Here is a 12413-nt window from a genome sequence, read left to right as displayed (position 1 = left end):
TGTAACACTAAAATATGATGGGAACCAAATTAGATAATACGACTTGTAATAATTCCTTCAATTTGACCGATTTTTTCTTCTAGCTCAGGCACAATCTCGTCACTTACTTGATTGTCAATATCGATCATTGTATACGCATATTCACCGCGGCTTCTGTTCACCATATCTGCGATGTTTAAATTGTAGTTTGAGAATACTTGCGTAAGTTGTCCTACCATATTCGGCACGTTGTGATGGAAAGCAGCTACGCGTTTTTTCCCAGTGTAAGGAAGAGATGCATTCGGGAAGTTCACTGAGTTTTTAACGTTTCCTGTTTCTAAGAAATTTTTCACTTGACGTGCTGCCATTACCGCACAGTTTTCTTCTGATTCTTGAGTTGATGCCCCTAGATGAGGAATTGGCACAACATTTTTCATGTTCAAGACATTTTGATTTGGGAAATCTGTAATGTATCTTCCAACTTTTCCACTTTCAAGAGCAGCTTTCATATCTTCTTCGTTTACAAGCTCACCGCGTGAGAAGTTCAAAATATGAACATCAGGTTTCATGATGCTAAACGTTTCTTTATTGAAAACACCTTTTGTATCGTCCGTTAATGGAACGTGAACCGTAATATAGTCAGATGCTGCAAATAGTTCTTCTAGAGACATTGCACGCTGTACGTTGCGAGACAAATTCCAAGCTGTATTAACAGAAATGAATGGATCAAAACCAATTACGTCCATATCTAAATCAAGCGCATCGTTTGCTACAAGAGCACCAATTGCACCTAAACCAATAACGCCTAACGTTTTACCTTTGATTTCTTTCCCAACAAACTGTTTTTTACCTGCTTCAACTAACTTAGGAATTTGATCACCTTGGCCATCCAATCCTTTTGTCCATTCAACTCCAGCAAATAAGTTACGAGAAGAAGCCATAATTGTAGTTAAAACCATTTCTTTTACTGCGTTTGCATTAGCTCCTGGCGTATTAAATACAACGATACCTTGCTCCGTGCAAGCGTCCACCGGTATATTATTAACCCCTGCTCCAGCTCGTGCAATAGCTTTTAAATTTTGGTCAAATGCCATGCTGTGCATGTTAAAGCTACGCACGACAATCGCATCTGGACTTTCGCTGTCGTTGTCAATTTGATAACCTTCTTGATTAAAAACATTTAGACCTTTTTGTGCAATGTTGTTTAATGTTTTGATTGTTTGTACTTTTTTTAATGTTAATGTGCTCATTTTGTACTCTCCTCTGATTATCATCGTAGTTTTACATGTTTTTACCTTTGGATAAAGGAACTTCATTTTTAATTTTTTAAAAAGTCTGGTTTTTTAGCCTACATATGTGATAACTTCTATATCCTCTCCCCCTAAACAGAAAGAGGTAAGAGATATGTATTAATCCCTTACCTCTGCCCAGGCGAACGGCTACGTCACTATATGCTTCCTCACGGTTATCCGCGTTTCGCCAGTCACATATAGTCTTTGAAATTAAGTATATTCTAGCAAACTCTTTCAGAACGTTCAACCTTTTTTTAAAAGTTTGCTTTTTTCAGTCTAATTTTTAATCTCTTTAGCGAATCTCCTAATATATTGACAAATACCCTAATACATGTTAAATAAGAAGAGTGATTAGCACTCTATCCACTCAAGTGCTAATTGTTTTATAAGCCCTATTTGGAAAGGAGAATTTCTTATGTCAAAAAAAGAATTCAAAGCTGAATCAAAGCGATTATTAGAGATGATGATTAATTCCATCTATTCTCAAAAAGAAGTATTTTTGAGAGAACTTCTATCAAATTCAAGTGATGCAATCGATAAAATTTATTACAAAGCCTTAACAGACGACTCCTTGCGTTTTAACAAAGAAAGCTATTACATAAAAGTAACACCAGATAAAACTAACCGTACCTTAACCATTACGGATACTGGAATTGGCATGACGCAAGAAGAGCTTGAAAGCAGCTTGGGCACAATTGCGCGAAGCGGTTCCCTTGCGTTTAAAAACGAAAATGAAACAAAGGACGGGCACACGATTATCGGCCAATTCGGCGTTGGGTTTTACGCAGCGTTCATGGTGGCAGATGTCGTGACCGTGATTAGTAAAGCGTTAGGCAGCGATGAAGCCTATAAATGGGAATCTACTGGTGCTGATGGCTATACAATCGAACCTTGCGAAAAAGAAACGGTTGGGACTCAAATTATTTTAAAAATTAAAGAAAATACAGAAGATGAAACATATGATGAGTATCTAGAAGATTATCGTTTAAAAGAGATTATTAAAAAGTATTCAGACTTTATCCGCTACCCGATTAAAATGGACATAACGGAAAAACGTCCTAAAGAAGGTTCTGATAACGAGCTAGAAGATTATACAGAAGAGCAAGTTATCAACAGTATCGTACCGATCTGGAAGAAAAATAAAAATGAATTGACTTCAGAAGACTATGAGCAGTTTTATTCAGAAAAGCGCTACGGATTTGATAAACCGCTCACTCACCTTCATATTAATGTGGATGGAACGATTCGCTACAATGCCATTTTATTTATTCCAGAAAATAGTCCGTTTGATTACTACTCAAAAGAATTTGAAAAAGGGCTTGAACTGTATTCAAACGGCGTCTTAATTATGAATAAATGTGCAGATCTTCTTCCAGATTACTTTAGCTTTGTAAAAGGTATGGTAGATTCTGAAGATTTATCTCTTAATATTTCACGTGAAATTTTGCAGCAAGACCGACAGCTTCAGCTGATTGCCAAAAACATCGGCAAGAAAATCAAAAATGAATTAAAAAGCTTACTTAAAAACGAACGTGAAAAGTACGAGAAGTTTTATGAATCATTTGGCCGCCAGCTGAAGTACGGTGTTTACAGTGACTTTGGCAGCAACAAAGACGTATTAAAAGACCTGCTTTTATTCTATTCTTCTACAGAGAAAAAGCTCGTAACACTAGACGAATATGTATCGCGCATGCCTGAGGATCAAAGGTATATCTATTATGCATCAGGCGAATCGTACGACCGAATTGAAAAGCTTCCTCAAGCAGAATTGGTTGCAGATAAAGGTTACGAAATTCTATATTTTACAGAAGATATCGATGAATTTGCGATTAAAATGTTAATGACGTACGAAGAAAAAGAATTTAAATCTGTTTCAAGCAGTGACTTAGGGATTGAAGCAGAAGAAGAACAGCTCAATGAGTCTGAGGAAAGAGAAAATAAAGAGCTATTTGACTATATGAAAAAAGCTTTGGGGGGAAAAATAGGAGATGTGCGCGCGTCTAAACGTTTAAAAACACATCCCGTTTGCTTATCAGCTGATGGTGAAGTAACGATTGAAATGGAGAAAATTTTAAGTGCTATGCCTGACAATCAGCATGTAAAAGCAGAAAAAGTGTTAGAAATTAACGTAAATCATGATGTATTCGCTTCTTTAAAAGATGCATTTGAAAATGATAAAGGGAAATTAGACCTTTATACAAATTTATTATATAACCAAGCTCTTCTAATTGAAGGCTTATCTATTAGTGATCCCGTTAAATTCACAAATGATATTTGTAAAATCATGATATAAAAATCAGGCGCAGAATCATTCTGCGCCTGATTATATGTATGGCATAATAAAAGTAGTTATATAGTAAGAAGCGATAAAAATGGGTACGGGCAGTTCTTCTGTTACTCTTATTGAGTGTTTGCCTTCTTTAAAATGAAAAAGGTCTGATTTAAACTCTGCGACTTTTTCTCTTTTTTGATTAAAAATACACGCTTCCTCTATAGCTTCATGACTGCTTAACATGTAGACGTTATTTCCCCATCTAATTTCTTGTGCTCCTCCGTTTTTAATTAGTCCTTTACCTAATAGATGCCCCACTGTTTTTCCATTTTCTTTTATCACCCACCGGTGTTTTTTCACGTGATCAATAAACACCGTTCTTCCTTCCCATTGAACTTGTAAATGTACCTTTAAGCCGCAGGAAAAGATAGGAAACCAAGAAATAGAATCTAACACTGGAAGTCCATCACGAGTTAAAAAATCAATACTTTTCGTCCACATATTTTTATGCATTCTCTTAAGCTGTCCGACGTTTTCTCCATTTTCATTTGTAACTGCTACGGTCTTTCCCGCTGATTTAAAATAGGGAAGGTAAAAAATATATTCTTGCATATAGGCCTCCAAAGATTCTGCACTTCATATTAATAGCGTGTATGTACATAGTTATGTTTCTATGTTTCTATATTTCATTTGTTTCTTTTGATTTCTCCCTTTGTTTAAATTGGTTTTGATTTTCTTTTAAATGCTTTAGTAAAGCAACAATCAAGAAACTAACAATCACAAGAAGAAGCCAAGAGCTAATTTTACTTATATGAACCATTGTCCACTGCTGCTGTTGATCTGGATACTGCCATGCCCCGAAAAATGTTGCGATATTTTCAGCGATCCAAATGAAAAAGCCAATCAGTACAAAAGACAATACTAAAGGCATGCGATATGTACGTTTGTTAACCGTAAAATATACAAAAGTTCGATAAAAAATAAGTAAAGTAAAAAGTTTTAAAAACCAGCGGAAGTCGTAAATAAAATGATGCGTGAAAAAATTAAGGTAAATAGCCATACTTAGTATACTGACAATCCACGTAGAAGGCCAATTCGTAAGCTTTAATTCAAGCCTTCTCCACACTTGGCACATGTAGCTAGCTACACTAGCATACATAAATCCGCTGTACAGTGGAACTCCCCAGACTTTAGTGAAAGCTTTTTCTGGATAGCTCCATGAGCCCATATGAACTTTGTAGAGTTCTAACGCTAGTCCAATTAAATGAAATACTGCGATGACTTTTACTTCATCAAGCGTTTCTCGTTTAAACATCACCATTAAAACTTGAGTTCCTAGACAGACTAATAAAATAAGGTCATATCTAGAAATAAACGGTACTTCAATTATTTTTGTCATAGCCAACGTAAGAAAAATGATAACAGGAAAAACACAAGATTTTGCTTGTTCTAAACCAAAATAGATTAATTGATTCATTGTAACATCCTATCTTTATAGTATTCCTTAGTATTTTCACAGAAATGATTCCTTGAAAATTATTGCAGATTTTTAAAATTTATTCAATAAGCATCTCCGCTGTTTTGGTAACTAAACTATCATACCCAGCGGAGATTCGTTTCCTCCGTTAACTTTTCAAAAAATCGGTTACTCTCTGTACATAGCGCTCTTTATCGTAAGATAAGTACAGATAACTGGTTAACTGTACAGGCTCCCCAAAGAAAAAACGTTCGTACAGTGTTTCCCTTGTGCCAAACGGACTCATAGTTAAATCCCACGCTAGTCGAAAAAGCTTAATACGATCTTCTGCCCCTCTCGATTTAGCTTGCAAATAACGCGTAATATCTTCTTTAACCAATGAGCGGCACGTATTTTCTGTTGGTATTGCCATTAGTCCGCTTGCACCTAAAAGCTGGATAATCTCTGTAAAGGTAGGATATGTTTTTGAAAATATATTTGCGGCAATACGAAGTGTAGTTTCATTTGGACGCATGTATCCCCATGGATCAATCTCCGCTTCTTCTTCTGCTTTCATCACGAGAGCTTTCATCGTTTCTAACGCAATAATAAGCTCCGTTGCTTTTTCTCGTACATGCGGATAGTCTATAATGTTAATGGTTTCAATCAGAGATTGTACAATCCCTAATACAAACTCTGTTTTGACAATTCTCCTTGAAGTTACTTGATGCAGAGCAAAAGCTGAGAAGGAACTAGAAGCAAGGAATGTATTTGATACGTCTACATTTTCATAGAAAAACACGCGGTTCCATGGTACTAATACATGGTCAAAGACAACAATTGTATCCATTTCTTCAAATCTAGAACTTAATGGATAATCAAACGCCGAATCTTTTCCTGCAAATGATTCTCTACAAATAAATTTAATTCCTTTTGTATTACTTGGAATCGAAAAAGCAAATCCTTTTTCTTTTCCCTGAATGCCCGCTGAAGACAGTACGAGCAGCTCATCCGTCATTCCACCCTGTGTAGCAAGCAGTTTCGCGCCTTGAATAACGATTCCCTCATTGTTTTTATCAATTATTTTTGCTGCTATCGGTTCGTCATTTTGCTCGTAATAAAATTGGATTCGATTGACTTGAGGATCGATGAATGTATGAGTGAGCGATAAATCGTGCTCTCTTACATATTCATAATAAGAAATGATGTTTTCAGGAAAGCAGTTTTCTGTTCCTCTCAGGAGTTCTGCAGAGGATGCAAAAGCCATCAATACGGTATTCATATAATCCGGACTTCTTCCCATCATACCATGGGTTAATTGCGCCCATTGCTGAGTCATCTCTCGTCGTTTTTTTAACTCTTCTTTTGTTGTAGGCTGTAAATAAGATGTACCAAAAAAATCCTCAGAATCCGGGGATTGGTATGTCATGATATCTTTAATTTTTTTATCATGCTGAAAATCATAAAGTTTAGCTTGACTGTTAATGGCTCCTTTAAAAGCCGGATGTTCTGATATATTGCCTGTTACGAGCTTGCCATCAACCCATACATTTGCTTTTAATTGATTAATTCTCTCTACGTATTGCTTCCCATTAATTGCTGACATACTCCCACTCCCAGACTTTCGATAAATATTTTTACCTATTGCATTTTTATCATATTACGATGTCTTTTCCATGTTTCCTTCATACATCACAGCTTTGAGCACAAAAAAAGAAGGTCACAGTAACCTTCTTTTTTATAATTTATTTATATTGAATATCATTTCTTAGGGATTCAACTTTATTTAATGCTTGGTCAATATCCGGCTCTTCAACATTAAAGTGAGCAAGTGCATCGTGAAGATGCTTAGCAATTGCATTAAAATGTTCGGGTTGAATATTCATATTTGCATGTGCTTTGGCCATCGACTTTCCTGAATATTGATTCGGTCCACCTAGGGCAAAGCTTATAAATTTGGCTTGATGTCGACGCTGTTTATCCATATCCGTATGCTCGAAAAAGTGTCTGACCGTTTCATCTTTTAACACGAGCTCAGAATAAAAATAATCAACTACTTTTTCAATAGCTTCTTGTCCTCCCACTTTTTCATACAATGTTTGTTCCAAAACAATTCCTCCTTTTGTACCTTTCCCCATTATTACCCAATAGAAGTGTTCATATTCTTTAAAAGGCTTCTTTATGGAAATTCGTTGTCCCCATGTTTTATTCCTCTTCCACATAAAGAATAAAATGTAAAGAAGTGAACACAATGTAAAGGAATTGTAGAAGCTGCATGTAACATCTTTCGTTACTGGGCTTTAGGAATCATTACATTTTGATAAGCACTTATCTAGTACACGTAAGTATAAGCCGGCACGCCTTTTACTCCTACTCGGCATGAAAAAAGAGAGCCGGCAGCTTCTTCGTATTTTTCTTCTTCCTTAGCTGTGGTGATAAATAAGGTTTGTAAATCGTCTCCTCCAAATGTACAGCAGGTTACATTGGAAACAGGAAGATGAATAGATTCTATAATTTCTCCTTTATCTGGATCTACACAAATGACTTTCGAACCTCCCCAAAGCGCTACCCATAATCGGTCGTGTTCATCAATTGTCATTCCATCAGGAAACCCGTCCATATCTGAAAGGTCAATCACCACTTTTTCATCTTCGAGCCTTGTTGTTTCTTTCGAAAATGAATAAGACATAATTTTATTTTTGGGTGAATCAACCAGAAAGAATTTGTCTCCTGTTCGATTCCAAGCTAGCCCGTTTGACACGCTTAATCCTTCTTTAGCGCTCTTAATGACACCTTTTTCATCTACTACGTACAGCTGGGCTTTTCCTTCTTCATCTTCTTCACTCATCGTTCCAATCCAAAAGCGATTATATGGATCACATTTCCCGTCATTAAAACGCATGGTTTTTTCAAGAGTATCTAAACGGATATACTCTTCATGATTCTTTTTGTTTTTATCAACTAAAAGCAGCTGATTACGGGTGGAGACAATCAATTTTGAATGATTGGTTTTAGAAACACTTGTAACGACTGAAGGAAGAGCAATATCTTCTAAGGTTGTCGTTTTTGGATCGTACGTAAGAAGCTTTTTATCTAAGATGTCTACTAGCACTAATTTTTGATTTTCTTCATCCCATAGGGGTCCTTCAAGCAAACGGCCATCGTACTTTTTTTCAATTTTTGCTTCCATTTTCAAGCTCCTTTTTCGTTTTTATGTACAATCATTTTTTTATAATCGCTTTTTCGAAAAAAATATTCTTTTAAACAAATAAAAAAAGCTAGGAATATCTTTCCTTTTTCATAAATACCCGTTGTATGACATTCTTTAAACACCAGGTTCTAAGAGAATCTTTTCATAAAAAAAGCAGCACGCTTTGTATAGCGTGCTGCTTTTTTTTATTATAAAGTTACGTGTTCTTTTTCGAGCTCTTTAACACGTGCTGCAAACTCTTCTTCTGTTAAACCGTGTTCCTTTACATAGCGGTTACGAGGGCTCACTCGGCATTCATGTGAACAAGCGCGTAAATATTTGTGTTCATTTTCTTCAGAAGCTAAGATTTTCTTATTGCATTCTGGGTTTGCGCAGTTAACATAACGTTCACAAGGCTCACCGGTAAAGTGGTCTTTTCCGACAATCACATGCTCTTTTTGGTTAACTGGTACGCTAATGCGTTCATCAAATACATAGCACTGACCGTCCCATAGTTCACCTTGTACTTCAGGGTCTTTTCCGTATGTTACAATCCCTCCATGAAGCTGGCTTACGTCTTCAAAACCTTCTTCAAGAAGCCACCCAGAGAATTTTTCACAGCGAATACCGCCTGTGCAGTAAGTTAAGATTTTTTTATCTTCAAACTGATCTTTGTTGTCGCGAATCCATTCAGGAAGCTCACGGAAGTTTCGAATATCCGGACGAACAGCTCCTCGGAAATGACCTAAATCGTATTCATAATCATTTCGTGCATCAATTACGACCGTATTCTCATCTTGCATCGCTTGATGAAATTCTTTTGGGCTTAAGTAATTACCCGTTACGCGAAGAGGATTCACATCTTCTTCTAATCGAAGAGTTACTAATTCTTTACGGTGACGCACGTGCATTTTTTTGAACGCATGTTCATCTGCTTCGTCTATTTTAAATACAATACCTTCAAAACGAGGATCATTTTTCATCGTTTCCATGTATTTATCTGTTTGTTCAACTGTTCCTGATACCGTTCCATTGATCCCTTCAGCTGCAATTAAAATACGTCCTTTTAATTCAAGCTCTTTACAAAATGCTAAGTGCTGATCTGTAAACTCTTCAGGATTTTCAATTGGAGTGTACAAATAATATAGTAGTACTTGATATGGTTTTCTTTCAGTCATGTTGCTTCTTCCACCTATCTGTTTATATTTGCAAGATATAATGCATGTAGGTCGGTTATTGTGAACCGAATTGATGGTAACAATTCATTACTTAAAGGTACATTACGACAAAAACAACATCCTTTTTATGAGGATGCTTCTATCTAAAAAGTATTACAGTGAATGATTGTTTCAAAAACATACAGTATTTAAGCCTGTAATAGTATAACATATCAAAGCGTCCACTTCTAGGATTTGTTCTTCAATAAAAATTTTATTGACGTGATACGTTCTACCTGAATTTTCCCGCGCATACATGATGAGATATAAATCTTTGAGATTGGGGGCGAAAATAATGCCTTTTTATACATTAAAAGACAGTGCAACTTTGTACTATGAACAACAAGGGGAAGGAACACCTATTATTTTCATTCACGGAGTTTGGATGAGCAGTCGTTTTTTTCATAACCAGCTTTCTTTTTTTTCAAAACAGTATCAAACTATTCTTTTGGATTTAAGAGGACATGGAAATTCAAGTCATACTCCATACGGCCATACAATTTCCACTTATGCTCATGATGTGCATGAGTTTATAACCACTCATCAATTAAAAGACGTCATATTAGTAGGCTGGTCGATGGGTGCTTTTGTTGTGTGGGAATATTTGAAACAATTTGGTCAAGAAAATGTAAAAGGAAATATTATTGTAGATGAAATGGCTTCAGATTTTAAATGGCCCGACTTTCCGATCGGTGCATTTGATTTACCTGCGCTTATTTCGCTCATGCAGGGTATTCAGCTTGATCGAACAAGTACATTAGAAAATTTTATTCCGCTTATGTTTAAGGATGAATTAACTGAAGAAGATAAACATTGGGTTATGAAAGAAGTAACGAAAATGCCTGAGTCGATAGCCAGTGCTATTTTGTTTGATCAATCCATTGTGGACTATCGAGATTTTCTACCGTTTATTGCAATCCCTACCTTACTATGCTTTGGAAAAGAAGAAAAGCTCATTCCGGTAGCAGCTGGAAGACATATTCAAAAGCTGGTTTCAGGTTCTGTACTTGAAGTTTTTGAGAACAGCTGCCACTGCCCTTTTCTTGAAGAAAGCGATCGATTTAACAAAGTTGTGAGCAACTTTATCGAACATATCTAATTTACAAACTTAAAGAAGCAGCGCTTTAGCTACGCTGCTTCTTTAAATGAAACCTTTTATGCCTTTATGTATTGCTTTAGGGTAATAAAATCTCGCGTCCGTCATAGGCAAAGCTTACGTTTTCATCTGAAAGCATCTCAGCGTGCTTTTGGATATCAATATCATGTGATAAATGAGTAAACACCATGTTTTTGGCCTGTAGCTTCGCTTTGATCTCCATTGCCTCTGTCACGTCATATACGGATCTTTTTTCTTTTTGAAGATATTCTTTCCAGAAAGATGTACCAAATATCAGTAAATCTAAGTGGTAAAAGGGCTGCCACTGTTCTTTTGTCACATTAAAAGAATCGGATACATACGCCCAGCGTTCGCCTTGTTTTTGATGAACCACAATGCCGTAGGAATGACCGTTAAATCCGTGATTTACTTTATGAAACGTAAGGGTTGTTTCTCCACTATCCCATTTTAACGTTCCTTTAAAGGTGAGCCCTTTTCTTTTTGCGAGATAAGGAAATCTTTCGATTAACTCGCTGATGACTTCAGGCGCTCCTACGACTTCTGCATTTACATTATTCCAATAGCATAAGTCGGCTAAATCTCCTAAACCAGCCACATGGTCATTGTGAGGATGAGTAATAAAAACGGTAGAAGGGATTTTTTTGTTATTGTATAAATGAAATTGATGCTTAAAATCAGGTGATACGTCAATCAAAAACACGTTACCGTCTATTGTAAACTGTGCACTAGGCCTTGTGCGCTGATTTAATTGATCTTTTTGTGTACATACTTTACAGTCACATAATAATCGAGGCACTCCTTGAGCATCGCTCGTCCCATAAAATAAAAGCTTATTCATTGCTCTGTTTCCCCCTTTTTTTCTTCTAAAGGTCTATCTTTTTATTTCAAGAAATGTCCTATGTTGTTCTGCATCGTTCTTTTATTTGTCCTTCTAGAATAAAACCAGCTTTTATGTAAAACAGCCAGTCTTTTTAACGACTGGCTTTGCTATATTCCTTATAAAAAGCGTTTTTATGCTTTTTCTATTGATTTCTTTCTTCATCTCTTTCAACAATATGCTGAAGAATAGATAATTTGTTCGTCCAAAATTGCTCGTAGTAAGAAAGCCAATCTTGTATCTCTTTTAAAGGCTCTGGCTGAAGACAATACACTTTTTCTCTGCCTTTTTTCTGTCCATGGACTAAGTCTGCTTCTGAAAGTATATGAAGATGCTTGACAATAGCGGTACGGCTTATTGAAAAATGAGACGTTATTTCTGATATAGGCAATTCTTTTTCAGAAAGCAGCTCAAGTACTTTTCTTCGAGTAGGATCAGCAATGGCTTGAAAGATATCATGCTTGGCAGCTGATAAAGTCATTTAGTTTTCAACAACCTTTCGAAGTTTTTCATTTACGAGACTAATCCACCCGTAGCTCATTCTATCTCGTACCACTGAACTCTTTTCGTTTGCTTTTTCAAGAAGTGTTTCAGCTTCTTTCCACCCGCTATGAATAAGCGTAAATTCAGTTTGATTACCCATTTCTTTTAAGGTAAATGAAACGACCCATCCATCCGTATCCCAAGAGAAAGAAAGGTAGTTTGGTGCATCTATTTCTAATACTTTACACGGAGATGGGCCAAAAGGCGATTGCAAATGAAATTCATATCCTACCTGAGGCTGAAAATCATTAGGCATGAACCATTGTTGGAGCCCTTCTGCTGTTGCTACTTTATCCCAAATTTTTTGAATCGGCGCGTTAAATATTATCGTCTGTTTTACATCTTCTACTACACTTTTATCATTCATCGTTATCTTCATTCTCCTTTTCAAAAAATAACACCAAAAGGTTTTATATAAAAATAATATAACACCTTTTGGTTTCATGTCAATTCCTCTTTTAAAAAATGAA

12 protein-coding genes and 1 riboswitch are annotated in these 12413 nt (G+C 36.1%); of the genes, 2 read left to right on the top strand and 10 right to left on the bottom strand.

Going from position 1 to position 12413, the window contains the following annotated elements; all coding sequences use genetic code 11:
* Window positions 1-29: 29 nt before the first annotated feature.
* The gene (locus ACFX4W_RS12735; protein ID WP_043982539.1) at window positions 30-1229 is read right to left on the bottom strand and encodes a phosphoglycerate dehydrogenase; all 1200 of its coding nucleotides are present in this window, start codon (window positions 1227-1229) and stop codon (window positions 30-32) included.
* A 168-nt stretch (window positions 1230-1397) separates the two neighbouring features.
* Window positions 1398-1476, bottom strand: a riboswitch (ZMP/ZTP riboswitch).
* A 210-nt stretch (window positions 1477-1686) separates the two neighbouring features.
* On the opposite strand from ACFX4W_RS12735, the gene htpG reads away from it, so the two are divergent.
* The gene (gene htpG, locus ACFX4W_RS12730; protein WP_280559645.1) at window positions 1687-3564 is read left to right on the top strand and encodes a molecular chaperone HtpG; all 1878 of its coding nucleotides are present in this window, start codon (window positions 1687-1689) and stop codon (window positions 3562-3564) included.
* A gap of 30 nt (window positions 3565-3594) precedes the next feature.
* Here the strand turns inward: htpG and ACFX4W_RS12725 are convergent, their stop codons facing one another.
* The 6 genes from ACFX4W_RS12725 to trhO form a co-directional block, all read right to left on the bottom strand.
* Window positions 3595-4155, bottom strand: coding sequence for a tubby C-terminal domain-like protein (locus ACFX4W_RS12725; RefSeq protein ID WP_043982537.1), 561 nt, complete (start codon window positions 4153-4155; stop codon window positions 3595-3597).
* A 67-nt stretch (window positions 4156-4222) separates the two neighbouring features.
* Window positions 4223-5020 carry a DUF817 domain-containing protein gene (locus tag ACFX4W_RS12720; RefSeq protein WP_043982536.1) on the bottom strand — a complete coding sequence of 266 codons (798 nt, stop codon included), beginning with the start codon at window positions 5018-5020 and terminating at the stop codon, window positions 4223-4225.
* Window positions 5021-5168: 148 nt separating this feature from the next.
* On the bottom strand, window positions 5169-6605 hold the full coding sequence (hpaB, locus tag ACFX4W_RS12715; RefSeq protein ID WP_029321854.1) for a 4-hydroxyphenylacetate 3-monooxygenase, oxygenase component: 1437 nt from the start codon (window positions 6603-6605) through the stop codon (window positions 5169-5171).
* Between the two features lie 139 nt (window positions 6606-6744).
* Window positions 6745-7107 carry a group I truncated hemoglobin gene (locus ACFX4W_RS12710; protein ID WP_080781699.1) on the bottom strand — a complete coding sequence of 121 codons (363 nt, stop codon included), beginning with the start codon at window positions 7105-7107 and terminating at the stop codon, window positions 6745-6747.
* A gap of 224 nt (window positions 7108-7331) precedes the next feature.
* Window positions 7332-8189, bottom strand: coding sequence for an SMP-30/gluconolactonase/LRE family protein (locus ACFX4W_RS12705; protein ID WP_025751869.1), 858 nt, complete (start codon window positions 8187-8189; stop codon window positions 7332-7334).
* 209 nt (window positions 8190-8398) lie between these two features.
* On the bottom strand, window positions 8399-9367 hold the full coding sequence (trhO, locus tag ACFX4W_RS12700) for an oxygen-dependent tRNA uridine(34) hydroxylase TrhO (protein ID WP_043982533.1): 969 nt from the start codon (window positions 9365-9367) through the stop codon (window positions 8399-8401).
* 334 nt (window positions 9368-9701) lie between these two features.
* On the opposite strand from trhO, the gene ACFX4W_RS12695 reads away from it, so the two are divergent.
* Window positions 9702-10505, top strand: a complete 804-nt coding sequence (locus ACFX4W_RS12695) for an alpha/beta fold hydrolase (RefSeq protein ID WP_198530653.1) — start codon at window positions 9702-9704, stop codon at window positions 10503-10505.
* A gap of 76 nt (window positions 10506-10581) precedes the next feature.
* On the opposite strand, the gene ACFX4W_RS12690 is transcribed toward ACFX4W_RS12695, so the two are convergent.
* The 3 genes from ACFX4W_RS12690 to ACFX4W_RS12680 all read right to left on the bottom strand — a co-directional run bounded on the left by ACFX4W_RS12690 (window position 10582) and on the right by ACFX4W_RS12680 (window position 12310).
* Complete coding sequence (locus ACFX4W_RS12690) at window positions 10582-11361, bottom strand: MBL fold metallo-hydrolase (protein ID WP_043982531.1); 780 nt, start codon at window positions 11359-11361, stop codon at window positions 10582-10584.
* Between the two features lie 184 nt (window positions 11362-11545).
* A complete protein-coding gene (locus tag ACFX4W_RS12685) occupies window positions 11546-11881 on the bottom strand; it encodes an ArsR/SmtB family transcription factor (protein WP_043982530.1) in 336 nt (111 codons plus the stop codon).
* Entirely contained in the window at window positions 11882-12310 is a 429-nt protein-coding gene (locus ACFX4W_RS12680) for an SRPBCC family protein (RefSeq protein WP_043982528.1), read from the bottom strand. It lies immediately after the preceding gene.
* Between the last annotated feature and the right edge of the window lie 103 nt (window positions 12311-12413).

The sequence above is a fragment of the Priestia sp. YIM B13489 genome, assembly GCF_042787645.1.
GTDB classification, from domain to species: domain Bacteria; phylum Bacillota; class Bacilli; order Bacillales; family Bacillaceae_H; genus Priestia; species Priestia megaterium.
The sequence above is the reverse complement of the archived record's forward strand: the minus strand, read 5'-3'. Positions and strand labels throughout refer to the sequence as shown.

Coding starts and splice junctions, on each gene's coding strand:
- ACFX4W_RS12680 (WP_043982528.1), bottom strand. CDS start 12,310: ATGAATGATAAAAGTGTAGTAGAAGATGTAAAACAGACGATAATATTT.
- ACFX4W_RS12685 (WP_043982530.1), bottom strand. CDS start 11,881: ATGACTTTATCAGCTGCCAAGCATGATATCTTTCAAGCCATTGCTGAT.
- ACFX4W_RS12735 (WP_043982539.1), bottom strand. CDS start 1,229: ATGAGCACATTAACATTAAAAAAAGTACAAACAATCAAAACATTAAAC.
- ACFX4W_RS12695 (WP_198530653.1), top strand. CDS start 9,702: ATGCCTTTTTATACATTAAAAGACAGTGCAACTTTGTACTATGAACAA.
- hpaB (WP_029321854.1), bottom strand. CDS start 6,605: ATGTCAGCAATTAATGGGAAGCAATACGTAGAGAGAATTAATCAATTA.
- htpG (WP_280559645.1), top strand. CDS start 1,687: ATGTCAAAAAAAGAATTCAAAGCTGAATCAAAGCGATTATTAGAGATG.
- ACFX4W_RS12725 (WP_043982537.1), bottom strand. CDS start 4,155: ATGCAAGAATATATTTTTTACCTTCCCTATTTTAAATCAGCGGGAAAG.
- ACFX4W_RS12690 (WP_043982531.1), bottom strand. CDS start 11,361: ATGAATAAGCTTTTATTTTATGGGACGAGCGATGCTCAAGGAGTGCCT.
- trhO (WP_043982533.1), bottom strand. CDS start 9,367: ATGACTGAAAGAAAACCATATCAAGTACTACTATATTATTTGTACACT.
- ACFX4W_RS12705 (WP_025751869.1), bottom strand. CDS start 8,189: ATGGAAGCAAAAATTGAAAAAAAGTACGATGGCCGTTTGCTTGAAGGA.
- ACFX4W_RS12720 (WP_043982536.1), bottom strand. CDS start 5,020: ATGAATCAATTAATCTATTTTGGTTTAGAACAAGCAAAATCTTGTGTT.